This is a genomic window from Amycolatopsis sp. NPDC088138, from assembly GCF_044741685.1.
Lineage (GTDB): Bacteria > Actinomycetota > Actinomycetes > Mycobacteriales > Pseudonocardiaceae > Amycolatopsis.
Genome location: NZ_JBIUTB010000005.1, coordinates 105741 through 119258 on the forward strand (window position 1 = coordinate 105741; position 13518 = coordinate 119258).

At 70.3% G+C, this 13518-nt stretch carries 14 protein-coding genes; 9 read left to right on the forward strand and 5 right to left on the reverse strand.

What is annotated here, in order from left to right; genetic code table 11:
* Nucleotides 1-699: a response regulator gene (locus tag ACIOD2_RS26885; protein WP_400543558.1), complete on the forward strand. Its 699-nt coding sequence runs from the start codon at nucleotides 1-3 to the stop codon at nucleotides 697-699.
* On the forward strand, nucleotides 696-1352 hold the full coding sequence (locus ACIOD2_RS26890) for a response regulator transcription factor (RefSeq protein ID WP_323332676.1): 657 nt from the start codon (nucleotides 696-698) through the stop codon (nucleotides 1350-1352). Before ACIOD2_RS26885 ends, ACIOD2_RS26890 begins: the two co-directional genes overlap by 4 nt.
* Before the next feature lie 68 nt (nucleotides 1353-1420).
* Here the strand turns inward: ACIOD2_RS26890 and ACIOD2_RS26895 are convergent, their stop codons facing one another.
* Entirely contained in the window at nucleotides 1421-2212 is a 792-nt protein-coding gene (locus ACIOD2_RS26895; protein WP_400546093.1) for a carbon-nitrogen hydrolase family protein, read from the reverse strand.
* 83 nt (nucleotides 2213-2295) lie between these two features.
* On the opposite strand from ACIOD2_RS26895, the gene hisD reads away from it, so the two are divergent.
* Genes hisD through ACIOD2_RS26915 form a run of 4 tightly spaced genes read left to right on the forward strand, consistent with a single transcriptional unit; the run spans nucleotide 2296 to nucleotide 5469 of the window.
* On the forward strand, nucleotides 2296-3621 hold the full coding sequence (gene hisD / locus ACIOD2_RS26900; RefSeq protein ID WP_400543562.1) for a histidinol dehydrogenase: 1326 nt from the start codon (nucleotides 2296-2298) through the stop codon (nucleotides 3619-3621).
* Entirely contained in the window at nucleotides 3618-4718 is a 1101-nt protein-coding gene (locus ACIOD2_RS26905; RefSeq protein WP_400543565.1) for a histidinol-phosphate transaminase, read from the forward strand. Before hisD ends, ACIOD2_RS26905 begins: the two co-directional genes overlap by 4 nt.
* Entirely contained in the window at nucleotides 4715-5314 is a 600-nt protein-coding gene (gene hisB, locus ACIOD2_RS26910) for an imidazoleglycerol-phosphate dehydratase HisB (protein WP_400543568.1), read from the forward strand. The genes ACIOD2_RS26905 and hisB overlap by 4 nt, the downstream gene beginning before the upstream one ends.
* A complete protein-coding gene (locus ACIOD2_RS26915) occupies nucleotides 5311-5469 on the forward strand; it encodes a hypothetical protein (RefSeq protein WP_247062838.1) in 159 nt (52 codons plus the stop codon). Before hisB ends, ACIOD2_RS26915 begins: the two co-directional genes overlap by 4 nt.
* Before the next feature lie 135 nt (nucleotides 5470-5604).
* Here ACIOD2_RS26915 and ACIOD2_RS26920 read toward each other — a convergent pair whose 3' ends face one another.
* Complete coding sequence (locus ACIOD2_RS26920) at nucleotides 5605-7800, reverse strand: MMPL family transporter (protein WP_400543571.1); 2196 nt, start codon at nucleotides 7798-7800, stop codon at nucleotides 5605-5607.
* 206 nt (nucleotides 7801-8006) lie between these two features.
* Between ACIOD2_RS26920 and ACIOD2_RS26925 the strand changes: the two genes are divergently transcribed.
* The gene (locus ACIOD2_RS26925) at nucleotides 8007-8600 is read left to right on the forward strand and encodes a TetR/AcrR family transcriptional regulator (protein WP_400543574.1); all 594 of its coding nucleotides are present in this window, start codon (nucleotides 8007-8009) and stop codon (nucleotides 8598-8600) included.
* A gap of 828 nt (nucleotides 8601-9428) precedes the next feature.
* Here the strand turns inward: ACIOD2_RS26925 and ACIOD2_RS26930 are convergent.
* Nucleotides 9429-9962, reverse strand: a complete 534-nt coding sequence (locus ACIOD2_RS26930) for an RNA 2'-phosphotransferase (RefSeq protein WP_400543577.1) — start codon at nucleotides 9960-9962, stop codon at nucleotides 9429-9431.
* Nucleotides 9963-9996: 34 nt separating this feature from the next.
* Nucleotides 9997-10458 (reverse strand): redox-sensitive transcriptional activator SoxR, encoded by a 462-nt coding sequence (gene soxR, locus ACIOD2_RS26935; protein ID WP_400543580.1) that lies wholly within the window; start codon nucleotides 10456-10458, stop codon nucleotides 9997-9999.
* Nucleotides 10459-10510: 52 nt separating this feature from the next.
* Here soxR and ACIOD2_RS26940 point away from each other — a divergent pair, with 52 nt between their 5' ends.
* Nucleotides 10511-11203 carry a thiamine pyrophosphate-dependent enzyme gene (locus ACIOD2_RS26940; RefSeq protein WP_400543583.1) on the forward strand — a complete coding sequence of 231 codons (693 nt, stop codon included), beginning with the start codon at nucleotides 10511-10513 and terminating at the stop codon, nucleotides 11201-11203.
* Nucleotide 11204: 1 nt separating this feature from the next.
* Nucleotides 11205-12098: a transketolase family protein gene (locus ACIOD2_RS26945; protein ID WP_400543586.1), complete on the forward strand. Its 894-nt coding sequence runs from the start codon at nucleotides 11205-11207 to the stop codon at nucleotides 12096-12098.
* Here ACIOD2_RS26945 and ACIOD2_RS26950 read toward each other — a convergent pair.
* Nucleotides 12076-13203, reverse strand: coding sequence for a hypothetical protein (locus tag ACIOD2_RS26950; RefSeq protein ID WP_400543588.1), 1128 nt, complete (start codon nucleotides 13201-13203; stop codon nucleotides 12076-12078). The genes ACIOD2_RS26945 and ACIOD2_RS26950 overlap by 23 nt on opposite strands.
* Nucleotides 13204-13518 lie beyond the last annotated feature (315 nt).

Genomic DNA, 13518 nt, shown 5'->3' on the forward strand with positions numbered 1-13518 from the left:
ATGACAGAAGAGCGCTCGACCGAAGACGCAGTGACCGGGCCGGGGCGGGTCCAGGTCGCGGTCGTCGAGGACCACCCGCTGTACCGCGTCTCCGTGGAGCGCGTACTGGCCGAGGCCGAATTCGTCGAGCTGGGCGCGGTGGTCGACTCGGTCGCCCGCTTCCACGTCCACCGGCAGCCACCGGGCAGCGTGGTGCTGCTCGACCTGGGCCTCCCGGGCGTCGCGGGCGCGGCGGCCGTGCTGGAGGTCTGCGAACTGGGGCACCACGTGCTCGTGGTGTCGGCCCAGGCGGAACCGGACGTCGTGCTCGGCGCGATCGCGGCCGGCGCGCGCGGGTTCCTGTCCAAGGACGTCGACGCCGAGGAGCTGCTGATCGCGATCAAGACGGTCGCCGACGGCGGCGCGTACGTCTCGGCGGTGGTCGCCGGGATGATCATCAAGGACAACGCCGACCGGCCGGTGACCGCGGCCGAGGTCGAGCTGTCGCCGCGCGAGGAGCAGGTGCTGCGGCTGGTGGCGGCGGGGGAGCGGGACGTCGACATCGCGCTGATCCTCGGCATCGGCGTCCGGACGGTCCGGGGTTACCTCGACCGGATCCGCGACAAGACGGGCGAACGGCGCCGGCCGGGCCTGGTCAAGGAAGCCATCCGGCGCGGTCTCATCGGCGGGTCGGGCCCGCGGCGCGGCGGTCGCAAGTGAGCGACCCCGGCGAGCAGACCCCGGCCCCCCGGCGCATCCACGTCGGGGTGATCGAGGACCACCCGCTCTACCGGTACGCGCTGACCCGCGTGCTCACCGAGGCCCCGGACATCGAGCTGGGCGCGGTCGCCGACTCGGTGGCCCGCTTCGCGGTGCAGGACCAGCCGGCGGGCAGCGTCGTCGTCCTCGACCTCAAGCTGCGCGGCGTCCAGGACGCGGCCGCGGTCCTGGAGGTGGGGGCCATGGGGCACAAGGTGCTGGTGGTGTCCGCGCACGCCGAGCAGCCGGAGGTGCTGGGCGCCATGCAGGCGGGCGCCAAGGGTTTCCTGTCGAAGGACGTCGACGGCGACGAGCTCCTGCGCGCGATCCGCACCATCGCCGACGACAACGCGTACGTCTCGCCGACGCTGGCCGGGATGATCATCCAGGACAGCGAAGAGCGGCACGCGGGGCCGAAGATCGTGCTGTCGGAGCGCGAGAAGCAGGTGCTGCGCCTGGTGGCGGCCGGGGAGCGCGACGTCGACGTCGCGGAGATCCTCAACATCAGCGTCCGCACGGTGCGGTCCTACCTGGACCGCATCCGCGACAAGACGGGCGAGCGCCGCCGAGCCGGCTTCGTCCGGGTGGCGATCCGCGAAGGCCTGCTCCGCTAAGACGTCACTTTCACGTGAAAGTGCCGCCCCCTGGTGGTCGCTTTCACGTGAAAGTGCCGCTTTGCGGTTCAAAGCCGCCGGTTGGCCAGGGCGCCCGTCGCGGTGCGGGCTCGCGCCGAGACCGCCGGGTCGACGTCCACCAGCAGGGTCTCCGGGCCCGCGCCCGCGGCCGCGTGCACCCGGCCGAAGCCGTCCGCGGCCAGCGAGTGGCCGATGCCCGTCGGCGCCTTCGGGTTGACCGTGACGCCCGTCGCCGCCGGGTCGGCCTGGCCGCACGCCAGCACCCAGCAGCCCGAGTCCAGCGCGCGGGCCCGCACCAGGACCTCCCACTGCTCGCGCTTGCCCTCGCCCGCGCCCCAGGACGCCGGCAGCAGCACGACGTCGGCGCCGTCGTCGGCCAGCGCCCGGAACAGCTCCGGGAACCGCACGTCGTAACACGTCGCGACGCCGTAGACGACACCCTCGAACTCGAACGTCGCCAGCGTGGCACCGGGCGCGACGGTGTCGGACTCGGCGAAGCCGAACGCGTCGTAGAGGTGGATCTTGTCGTAACCGCGGTGGTGCCCGGCGCCGGTGACCAGCAGCGTGTTGCGCACCCGCCCGTCCGCCGGGGTGAACATCCCGGCGACGATCACCACACCGTGCTCGGCCGCGACCGCCGCGACCGCCGTCGCCCACGGCCCGTCCAGCGGCTCGGCGACCCCGTCCAGGGGACGTCCGAAGCGCGCCATGGTCGCCTCGGGGAACACGACGATCCGCGCGCCGTCCGCGACCGCCGCTTCGACGCCGGAGCGAACCAGCTTCAGGTTCGCCTCCGGGTCGTCACCCGAGTTGAGCTGGCACAACGCGATGCGCGCCACTGCTGCCTCCTGCATGCTGGGATCCGCCGTCACCGGGGAGTATCGCTGAAAACCCGCTCGGCGTGACCTCGTACCCTGGGGGCATGTTGAACCGCACCGACCTGCGCGGGCAGGTCCCGACCGCCGCCGAACTGCGCGCCACTCTCCCACGCGCCGAATACGACGTGGACGCGGCGCTGCATCACGTGCGGCCGGTGGTCGAGGCGGTCCGTGACCGCGGTGTCGAAGCGGTCCTCGAGTACACGGAGAAGTTCGACAAGGTCCGCCCGGTCAGCGTGCGCGTGCCGCGGGAGCGGCTCACCCAGGCCCTCGCCCAGCTCGACCCGGCCGTGCGCGCCGCGCTGGAGGAGTCGATCACCCGCGCCCGCAAGGTCCACGCGGAGCAGCGCCGCCAAGACGTCACCACGACGGTCGTCGACGGCGGCACGGTCACCGAGAAGTGGGTGCCGGTCGAGCGCGTCGGGCTGTACGCGCCGGGCGGGCTCGCGGTGTACCCCTCGACCGTGGTGATGAACGTCGTCCCGGCGCAGATCGCCGGCGTCGGCTCGCTGGTCGTCTGCTCGCCGCCGCAGGCCGGGTTCGCCGGGCTGCCGCACCCGACCATCCTCGCCGCGGCCGAGCTGCTCGGCGTCGACGAGGTGTGGGCGGTCGGCGGCGCGCAGGCCGTCGCGCTGCTGGCCTACGGCGGCACGGACACCGACGGCACCGAGCTGACCCCGGTCGACGTCGTCACCGGGCCGGGCAACATCTACCTGACCGCGGCGAAGCGGATGCTGCGCGGCCTGATCGGGATCGACTCCGAGGCCGGCCCGACCGAGATCGCCATCCTGGCCGACGAGACGGCCGACCCGGTGCACGTCGCCGCCGACCTGGTCAGCCAGGCCGAGCACGACCCGCTCGCCGCGAGCGTCCTGGTGACGACGTCCGTCGAGCTGGCCGACGCCGTCGACAAGGAGCTCGTGGGCCGCGTCTCGGCGACGAAGCACACCGAGCGCGTCACCGAAGCCTTGGGTGGCAAGCAGTCCGGCGTCATCCTGGTGTCCACTGTGGACGACGGCCTTCGCGTCGTGGACGCCTACGCCGCCGAGCACCTGGAGATCCAGACGGCGGACGCCCGCGCGGTCGCCGCCCGGGTCCGCAACGCGGGCGCGATCTTCGTCGGCGCGTACGCCCCGGTCTCGCTCGGCGACTACTGCGCCGGCTCCAACCACGTGCTGCCCACCGGCGGGTTCGCCCGCCACTCCTCGGGCCTGTCGGTGCAGAGCTTCCTCAAGGGCATCCACGTCGTGGACTACAACGAGGACGCGCTGCGCGAGGTCGCCGGCCGCGTCGTCGCGCTGGCCAACGCCGAGGACCTGCCCGCGCACGGCGAGGCCGTGACGGCGCGTTTCGCGGGGGAGGCCCGATGACCATCGGCGAAGAGATCACCCTGGACGAGCTGCCGCTGCGCGAGGACCTGCGCGGCAAGTCGCCGTACGGGGCGCCGCAGCTGGACGTCCCGATCCGGCTCAACACCAACGAAAACCCGTACCCGCCGCCGCCGGAGCTGGTCGCGGACGTCGCCGAGGCCGTCCGCGCGGAAGCCGTCGAGCTGCACCGTTACCCGGACCGCGACGCCCTCGAGCTGCGCCACGACCTGGCCGACTACCTGAGCGTGTCGACGCGGGTCGTGCTGACCGAGGAGAACGTCTGGGCCGCCAACGGGTCCAACGAGGTGCTGCAGCAGATCCTGCAGGCCTTCGGCGGCCCCGGGCGCAGCGCGCTCGGTTTCGAGCCGTCGTACTCGATGCACCCGATCATCGCGTCGGGCACCCGCACCGAGTGGGTGCCGGCCCCGCGCCGCGACGACTTCACGCTGGACACGGCCGCGGCGGCGTCCCTCATCGCGGAACGGCGTCCGGACATCGTGTTCGTCACGAGCCCGAACAACCCGACCGGCGGCTCGATCCCGCTTTCCGAGCTCCGTGCGATCCTGGACGCGGCCACCGGGATCGTCGTCGTCGACGAGGCGTACGCGGAGTTCTCGTCGCAGCCCAGCGCCGTCGAGCTGCTGGCGGACTACCCGGCGCGGCTGATCGTGTCGCGCACGATGAGCAAGGCGTTCGCCTTCGCCGGCGGCCGCCTCGGGTACCTGGCGGCGGCACCCGCGGTCGTCGACGCACTGCAGCTGGTGCGCCTGCCCTACCACCTCTCGCGGCTGACCCAGGCGGCCGCGCGCGCGGCGCTGCGGCACGCGGACGCGACCCTGAGCACCGTCCACAAGCTGGCCGCCGAACGCGACCGCGTCGTGGAAGCGCTGGCGGGCCTGGGTTTCGACCCGGTGCCGAGCGACTCGAACTTCGTCCTCTTCGGACGGTTCGCTTCGCCTTCGGCGGCGTGGAAGTCCTATCTGGACCGGGGTGTGCTGATCCGCGACCCGGGTATCGACGGGCACCTGCGCGTCAGCATCGGCACCCCGGAAGAGAACGACGCCTTCCTCGAGGCGAGTAAGGAAGTTTCCCGATGACGCGCATCGGCAAGGTCGAGCGGACCACCAAGGAGTCCTCGATCTCCGTGCAGCTGGACCTCGACGGCACGGGCGAGGTCGACATCTCGACCGGCGTCCCGTTCTACGACCACATGCTGACGGCGTTCGGCGTGCACGGCTCGCTGGACCTCAAGGTCGAGGCGACCGGCGACGTCCACATCGACGCGCACCACACGGTGGAGGACACGGCGATCGTGCTCGGCCAGGCGATCCGCCAGGCGCTGGGCGACAAGAGCGGCATCCGCCGCTTCGGCGACGCCTGGATCCCGATGGACGAAACCCTGGCCCACGCGGCGATCGACGTCTCCGGGCGGCCGTACTGCGTGCACGTGGGGGAGCCGGAGCAGTTCACCACGTTCACCATCGGCGGCAACTACCCGTTCGTGCTGACGCGGCACGTGTTCGACTCGCTGGCGTTCCACGCCCAGATCGCGCTGCACGTCCGAGTGATCCACGGCCGCGACCCGCACCACATCGCCGAGGCCGAGTACAAGGCGGTGGCCCGCGCCCTGCGCGCGGCAACCGAGCCGGACCCGCGCGCGGGCGGCATCCCCTCCACGAAGGGCGTCCTGTGAGCAAGGAAGTCGTCGGCGTCCTGCTGCTGGCCCTGGGCGGCTTCCTGGTGGGCGGCGTCTATTCGGCCTGGAAGACGGCCAAGTTCATGGCGGTCGTCCTGGGCATCGCCGCGGTACTGGCCATCGGCGGCGCCATCTTCTGGTTCGCCAGCTAGCGGCCGCCGCCCGCCCCAGAGCAGCCCCCACCCTCCCCGGGGGGCGTCCCACGTCCAGTCTATCGGTGGTGGCCGACAAAACCCCCGGCCGAAGCCTGGTTGTCCACAACCCCGCCGGGTTGTGGACAACCAAGCTCAGCGGCTCGCGCCGACCAGCTCGCGCGGGTCGTCACCAGGGGCGTCGTCCAGGTGCTTCGTGAGCTTTTCGCCCTCGACGTCGACGTCCGGCAGGATCCGGTCCAGCCACTTCGGCAGCCACCAGGCACCGCGGCCCAGCAGCGACATCACGGCCGGCACCAGCGTCATCCGGACGACGAACGCGTCCACCAGCACACCGAACGCCAGCGCGAACCCGATCGACTGGATCAGCGTCGACTCGGCCAGGACGAACCCGGCGAACACGCTGATCATGATCAGCGCGGCCGCGACGACCACGCGGGCGCCGTGCCGGAAGCCGGTGACCATGGCCTCCTGCGGTTCGGCGCCGTGGACGTGCTCCTCGCGCATCCGCGTCACCAGGAACACCTGGTAGTCCATCGCGAGTCCGAAGAGGACACCGATGAGCAGGATCGGCAGCATGCTCATGATCGGCCCGGTCGACTCGACCCCGAGCAGGTCGGTCAGCCAGCCCCACTGGAACACCGCGACCACGGCACCGAACGTCGCGGCGACCGAGCCGAGGAAGCCGATCGTCGCCTTCAGCGGCACCACGACCGAGCGGAACACCAGCATCAGCAGGATGAACGCCAGCCCGACGATCAGGGCGAGGTAGGGCAGCATCGCGTCGGACAGCTTCTCCGAGACGTCGATGTTCGCCGCGGTCTGCCCGGTGACGGCCAGCTTCGCGCCGGTCGCCTCCTGCAGCGTGCCGGATTCGGTGCGGATCGCGGCGACGAGATCCTCGGTCTGGGTGCTGCTCGGCCCGCTCTTCGGGATCACCGAGAGCAACCCCGTGTCACCGTTCTGGTTGACCTTCGGCGGGGTGACGGCGGCGACGTCCGGCAGCTTCTGGATGTCGGCCGCGGCCTGGCCGAGCGCGGCCTGGCGGTTGGTGCTCGAACCGACGTCGACGACGACCAGCAGCGGCCCGTTCGCGCCTTCGCCGAAGCTGCGGCTGACGATCTCGTACGCCTTGTGCTGCGTGGACTCCGGCGCGGCGGTGCTGTCGTTGGGCAGGCCGAGCTGCATGCCGAGCGCGGGCAGCGCGACGACGGCCATCCCGGCCACCGCCACGAGCAGCACCGGCCACCGGTGGCGGGCGACGAACCGCGCCCAGCGCTCGCCGTGCGTCGTCGTGACCGGCTTGCGGCGCAGCCGGATGCGGTTCCCGGCGACCCGCTTCCCGGCGAAGCCGAGGATCGCGGGCAGCAGCGTCAGGGCGATGACCACGGCGACCGCGACGGTGACCGCGGCGGCCACGCCCATCTGGCCGAGGAACGGGATGCCGATGACGGTCAGCCCGGCCAGCGCGATGATCACGGTGAGCCCGGCGAAGACGACGGCGGACCCGGCGGTGCCGGTGGCGCGGCCCGCGGCCTCCTCGGGATCGCGGCCGAGGCTCAGTTCGTGCCGATAGCGCGAGACGATGAACAGCGCGTAGTCGATGCCGACGGCCAGCCCGATCATCAGCGCGAGGATCGGCGTGTTCGAGTTCAGCTCGAGGAAGCCGGAGGCGAGGAAGATGCCGCCCATCCCGGTGCCGACCCCGATCAGGGCGGTGAGCAGCGGGATCCCGGCCGCGATCAGCGAGCCGAAGGTGATGATCAACACGACGGCCGCGACGGCCACGCCCAGGCCTTCGGTCGCGCCGGTTTCGGGGATGCCCTGCACCGCGTCGCCGCCGAACTCGACGGTGAACCCGGCGTCGCGGCCGGCGTTCGCGGTGTTGAGCAGCGCCTGGCGGTCTTCGTCGGTGAGCTCGTAGGCCTTCGCGCCGTAGCTGACCTGCGCGAGGGCGACGCGCTTGTCGGGCGAGATCGACTGGGCCTGGAACGGGTCGACGACGCTCGACACCTTGGGCGCGGTCTTCAGCTGCCCGACGAGCGATTCGACGGCGGCCTTGCCCCTGGCGTCGGTCACCGTGGTCCCCGCCGGGGCCTCGATCACGACGCGCGCGGTGGCGCCACCGGCGTTGGCCTGCGGGAACTTCTCGGTCAGCTGGTCGATCGCCCGCTGCGACTCGGTGCCGGGGATCGTCACCGAGTTGGACAGCTGGCCCGACAGCGTCAGCGCCCCCAGTCCGAGGGCCACGAGTACGGCCGCCCAGACGGCCGCGACCAGCGCGCGCCGCCGGAAGGACGCCCGGCCTAGCCGGTACAGGAAGGTTGCCACGAGTCAGCTCCGTTTCGCCCGAACGGGGTGGGTTCACTCAATCTGGTTACTTCCCAAGCTAGCCGATCGGCAAGGAGGCGTCCAAGCCGATCGGCAAGTATGTGACTTGTCGAACAGCAAGCAGTTCGCTAGCCGATCGGCAAGTAACCGGTTTGCTCGCGGAGGAGGCCGTGACGTACGCTCCGACGACTCGCTGAGGAGGAAGAATGACCGCCGGCCCGGCCGAGGACACCCGGACCCGACTGCTGCACACCGCGCTGCGGCTGTTCACCGAACACGGGGTCGAAGGCACGTCGCTGCAGATGATCGCCGACGCGCTCGGCATCACGAAGGCCGCGGTCTACTACCACTTCAAGACGAAGGCGGAGATCACCGAGGCGGTCGCCGAGCCCGGCATCCGGGACCTGGACGACCTGGTGCTGCGCGCGGGCGCGCAGAAGCGCCGGGGCGCGCAGGTGGACCTGCTGCTGGAGGGGTTCGTCGATCTGGTGGTCCGGCACCGCACGCTGGTGGCGCTGTTCTCGAGCGACCCGGGCCTGATCCGCGCGATCGAGAAGTCGGCCCACGGTGGCATGGAGGGCTTCGGCCAGGCGCTGCTGGGCATCCTGTCGGGCCCGGCCCCGGACACGGCGGCCCGCGTCAACGCGATGGTCGCCCTGACAGGCATCGCGATGGCGGGCGGCTCCCCGGACCTGGCCGGCCTGGACGACGAAGAACTCCGCACGGAACTCCTCGACGTCGGCCGCCGCCTCCTGGGCCGCCCCCGCCGCCGCACCCCCCTCCCCGTGTCGACCCTCTAATCACGCGAGCCTACCCTTCAATCACGCGAGTCGACCTCCCAATCACACGAGTCGACTCCCCAATCACACGAGTCGACCCTTCAATCACGCGAGTCGACTCCCCAATCACGCGAGTCGGCTCCGCAATCACACGCGATGCCCCTCCAATCACGCGCGATGCCTCCCTGATCACGCGAGCTACGCGCTCAATCACGCGAGTTCCGCTTCTGATCGCGAGTCCCGCCCCAAGCGCGCGGGTTACGTGCCCGGCCACGCGAGTTCCGCCCACAGTCACGCGGTTCCGGCCTCAAGCGTGCGAGTTATGCACCCGGTGATGGGAGTTCTGCCTCTGAGCACATGAGCCGACCGTCCGGGTACGTGAGCCGACCGTCCGGGTGCGTGAGCCGACCCGCCAGATATGCGAGCCGACCCTCCGGTGCGCGAGCCGACTGACCGGGTGTGCGAGCCGTCTGTCGAGTACGTGAGCCGACTCTTCGGGTACGTGGGCCGTTGCCCGCGTCCGTGAGTCGATTCTTCAGGTGCGCGAGCCGACGCTCGGGTAGGCGAGCCGACCCTTCAGGTGCGTGAGCCGGCTGCTCGGGTACGTGAGCCGACCCTCCGGGTGCGCGAGCCGACTGCTCGGGTACGTGAGCTGACACTTCGGGTACGTGGGCCGTTGCCCGCGTCCGTGAGCCGACTCTTCAGGTACGTGAGCCGACTGCTCGGGTACGCGAGCCGACCCTTCAGGTGCGCGAGCCCACCAGCCGGTCGCGCGAACCGCCCGCCCGGGCAGCCGTGTCGTCCGTCCAGGTGCGCGTGTCGTCCGCCCAGGTACGCGAGCTGCCCGTGTCAGTTCAGGCGGCGGAGGTGTTCCGGCGGTACCGCGGCCGTCAGCCACACGCCGTTCGCGCTCACCTGGAATGGGTGGCCCGCGGCGGCCATCGCCGCGGCGTCCACGTGCAGGATGACCGGCTTGCCGCGGCGGGCGGCGACCGTCCGGGCCGTGTCGATCGTCGCCGAAAGGTGTACCGCGTGCCGGTGCATCGGGCGCAGGCCTTCGCGCAGGATGGCGTCGAGGAACTTCGCCACCGTGCCGTGGTAGAGCACGTCCGGCGGCACCGCGTCCGCCAGGCCGAGGTCGACCTCGACGCTGTGGCCCTGGCTCGCCCGGATCTTCGTGCCGGTTTCGTCGAAGGCGTACCGGCGCTTGTTGTTCGTCTCGACGACTTCGTCGAGCTGCTCGCGGGTGATCGCCAGTGCGCGCAGCAGTGCGTCGACCGGCACCCAGCCGCCGGGGGCGAGGGTGAGGCCGATCGCGGCGGGGTCGTGGCGTAGGTGCAAAGCCAGCCGCTTCGAGATGCGGGTCTTTTCTTTTTCGTTCATTGTTTCCCCAGGATCCCGCCGGGGGCAAGCGATTTTAGATACCGCCCTCGATCGCGGGACGCAGTTTGCTGGCGCCCGGGCCGAAGCGGGCGAGCTCGTCGTCGTTGTTGTAGAGCGCGCAACTGCGCAGGGAGAGGCAACCGCAGCCGACGCAACCCGTGAGGCGGTCGCGAAGGCGTTGCAGGGCGTCGATCCGTGCGTCGAGCTCGTGCTGCCAGTCGCGGGAAAGGCGCGCCCAGTCGGCCTTCGTCGGAGCGTGGTCGACGGGCAGGGTCGCCAGCGCCGCGCTGATGTCCTCGAGGGAGAGCCCGACCCGTTGCGCGGCGCGGATGAACGCGATCCGCCGCAGCACCGAGCGCGCGTAGCGGCGCTGGTTGCCCGCCGAGCGCTCCGAGGCGATCAGCCCCTTCTCCTCGTAGAACCGCAGTGCCGTGTGCGGCACCCCGCTGCGGTCGGCCACCTGTCCGATGCTGAGATGTTCAGCGAGCCTCGTCACCAGTTCAGGCTATCCTTGACTTCGAGTTTAGTCGAGGTTGCATCGTCGAAGGATGACCACTGCGACCGAACCGGGCTACGCCGAGCTGCCCCGACTGATCTCGCTGATGACGGGCGACGACAAGCACCGCGCCGCTGCCGAGTCCACTGTGGACGTCCTGTGGGTGCTCTACGACCGCGTGCTCGACATCACGACCGAAAACTTCCGCGAGCCGGACCGCGACCGGTTCCTGCTGTCCAAAGGGCACGGTCCGATGGCGTACTACGCCGTCCTGACGGCAAAAGGCTTCCTGGACGAGGCGGAGCTGCCGACGTGGTCCGACCCGGTGTCCCGGCTCGGGCACCACCCGGACCGGCGCCGGATCCCGGGCGTCGAGATCTCCAGCGGATCGCTGGGGCACGGTCTGCCGATCGCGCTCGGCACGGCGCTGGGCCTGCGTGCCCGCGGCCTGCTCACGCCGAAGGTGGTGACGCTGATCGGCGACGCCGAGCTCGACGAGGGCTCGAACCACGAAGCGATCGTCGTCGCCGCGCGTGGTGCACTCGAGAACCTCACGACGGTGGTGGTCGACAACCAGTCGTCGACGCGCGGCTGGCCGGGCGGCATCGCGCGCCGGTTCGACGTCGAGGGCTGGGAGACGCGCACGGTGTCCGGCCGCGACCACGACGCGCTGTACGACGCTTTCACCGCCCCGCACCCGGGCCGGCCGCTCGCGGTCGTCGCCGTCGTCGAACCGAAGGGCTGACATGCTTTCGATGCGAGAAACCTTCCTGGAAACCACGGAGCAGATCCTCGACGCCGACCCGGACGTCGCGATCGTGCTCGCCGACATTTCGGCGGCCCAGCTGGCCGGCGCCGCGCGGCGGCACCCGGACCGGGTGATCAACGTCGGGATCCGCGAGCAGCTGCTGGTCAGCGCCGGCGCGGGCCTGGCGCTGGCGGGGTTGCGGCCGATCGTGCACACGTTCCCGTCGTTCCTGGTGGAGCGCGGGTTCGAGCAGATCAAGCTGGACTTTTCGCACCAGGAGCTGGGCGGGGTCCTGGTGTCGTACGGAGCGTCGTACGACATGCCGACGGCGGGCCGCACCCACCAGTCTCCGGGCGACGTCGCGCTGATCGACTCGCTGCCGAGCTGGACGGTGCACGTCCCGGGGCATCCCGCTGAGGCTCGTCGCCTTCTGCTGGAGTCGATTCCCGGGGACGGGCGCGTCTATCTGCGGCTTTCGGCGCAGGAGAACGCTTCGCCGCACCTTGGTGTGGGATTCACGCGGCTGCGGTCGGGTGCTCGCGGGGTCGTGGTGGCGGTCGGGCCGGTGCTGGACCGGGTGCTGCGAGCGGTTTCCGGCTTGGACCTGACGGTGTTGTACGCGTCGACGATCCGGCCTTTCGACGCGGCCGGGTTGCGTTCGGCGGTACTTTCTTCTGCGTCTTCCGTGGTGATGGTAGAGCCGTATTTGGCGGGGACTTCGGCGTATTGGGTTTCGGAGGCGCTGTCGGACGTGCCGCATCGGCTGCGGTCGCTAGGGGTGCGGCGGGATGCGGAGGTGCGGTCGTACGGGGAGATCGCGGACCACGACCTGGCGCATGGGTTGGATGCCGGGTCATTGGGGTTGTCGATCAGGGAGTTCCTGGGGGAGTAGGCGGCGCGGCGCCGGTGCTGGGGGTACCGGCGGGGGCCTGGTACTCGACGAATTCGCGTTTGCCGTTGAGCAGTTCCATCAGTCGTTCGTTGTTCTTGCGCTCTTCTTCGCTGTTCTCCGGGTGCTTTACGTGCAACTCCTCGTAAAGCTTGAAACGGTTCAGGTCGAGCACGGTGCGTACCATGCCCATGTACTCGTCGGCTCCGGCGACAGCCGCGCTGTAGGCGATCCACGTGAGCAGGTACGGGCCGAGCGCGATGAGCAACCACCAGCGATCGGTCAGTAGCGCGATGACCGATTCCAGTGTGGCCAGCAAGGCGACCACGCAGAGCCGGATCGAGGTGTCCATCTGTTGCCGCGTGTCCTGCAAATAGCTCAGGTGCAGTTCCGGCGCCAGAAGCGCGATGTGGGGCGCGGTGCGTATCGCGTCGAGCCCGTACTGCCGCCCGATTCGATCTTCGGCGGACCGCAACGCATTGCCGAGCCGAGTGGGCATCATGCGACTGGCCACCGGAAACCGGTCCAACCGGTGCGGGATCGACGCCAAGGCGGCGTGCGCGCCACTCGCGGCGTGCGCTGCCTTATTGGGCAGGAGTTTGAGAACCTCTCTTCGGAATTCTTCCGGGTTCCACGCCGACGGGTCTTTGGCGGTATCGGGAGAATTGGCGACTTCGGTCAGGTAGTTGCGGACCAGAATCCTCCTCAGCACACGTTCGCGTTGCCGGTCGAGCCGGGTCTGCCGCTTGTTGAGCTGCGCCTTTTTCCTGCGGTAGTGGGTGATGCGGAGCCGGAGCAGAATCGTGGCGATTCTCGAACTCCCCCAGTAGCCTTCAAGCACCCGGGTCATACCGAGTTGTAGCGGGTGAAGGAACAGTGCGATGACGATCGTCGCCAGCAGAATCCACGCATATCCGCCCAGCCCGATCCTGCCCAGCTCGGAGGGTAGCTGTTTCGGATCGGGAGCCCCCGACCAGGCGCCGCTGGCGATGAGTACCACTGTCCATGCGGAGAGGAACAGCGCCGGCAGCACGCTGACCAGGCTGAAGTAGCGGCCGATCCGGGCGCCCGTCCCGAGGGCGGCGTCAGCGAGCGAGGGGGCCGTCATGGCCGCAGGCGATCTTTTTCGTCGACGTAGTGTTCATGCCTTTGGCAGTAGAAGCCGTCGCTCTCGACGACGAGGTAGACGTTCGGATGCTGCGGGCAACGGCCGGGTCCGTCGTACTTGCCGAAGCCAGGAAGGTCTGCGGGAGGTTTGTCAGAGCTGAGTACCGCCAACCCGAGGAGGAGCCGGAGTCTGCGCATCGCCTCACCCCGCCCTCCAGGAATGGACCATGTTAGGCCAGCATTCAGGCTCAGTCGACTGCTTGAGGTGGGGTGGGGATGGGGGTTTCGCCCTGGGCGGTGCCTGCTTTCGGCATCG

Excerpts from the sequence above, each read along its gene's own strand:
- ACIOD2_RS26885 (WP_400543558.1), top strand. The coding sequence starts at position 1 with ATGACAGAAGAGCGCTCGACCGAAGACGCAGTGACCGGGCCGGGGCGG.
- hisD (WP_400543562.1), top strand. The coding sequence starts at position 2,296 with ATGTTGAACCGCACCGACCTGCGCGGGCAGGTCCCGACCGCCGCCGAA.
- ACIOD2_RS26905 (WP_400543565.1), top strand. The coding sequence starts at position 3,618 with ATGACCATCGGCGAAGAGATCACCCTGGACGAGCTGCCGCTGCGCGAG.
- hisB (WP_400543568.1), top strand. The coding sequence starts at position 4,715 with ATGACGCGCATCGGCAAGGTCGAGCGGACCACCAAGGAGTCCTCGATC.
- ACIOD2_RS26925 (WP_400543574.1), top strand. The coding sequence starts at position 8,007 with ATGACCGCCGGCCCGGCCGAGGACACCCGGACCCGACTGCTGCACACC.
- ACIOD2_RS26930 (WP_400543577.1), bottom strand. The coding sequence starts at position 9,962 with ATGAACGAAAAAGAAAAGACCCGCATCTCGAAGCGGCTGGCTTTGCAC.
- ACIOD2_RS26940 (WP_400543583.1), top strand. The coding sequence starts at position 10,511 with ATGACCACTGCGACCGAACCGGGCTACGCCGAGCTGCCCCGACTGATC.
- ACIOD2_RS26945 (WP_400543586.1), top strand. The coding sequence starts at position 11,205 with ATGCTTTCGATGCGAGAAACCTTCCTGGAAACCACGGAGCAGATCCTC.
- ACIOD2_RS26950 (WP_400543588.1), bottom strand. The coding sequence starts at position 13,203 with ATGACGGCCCCCTCGCTCGCTGACGCCGCCCTCGGGACGGGCGCCCGG.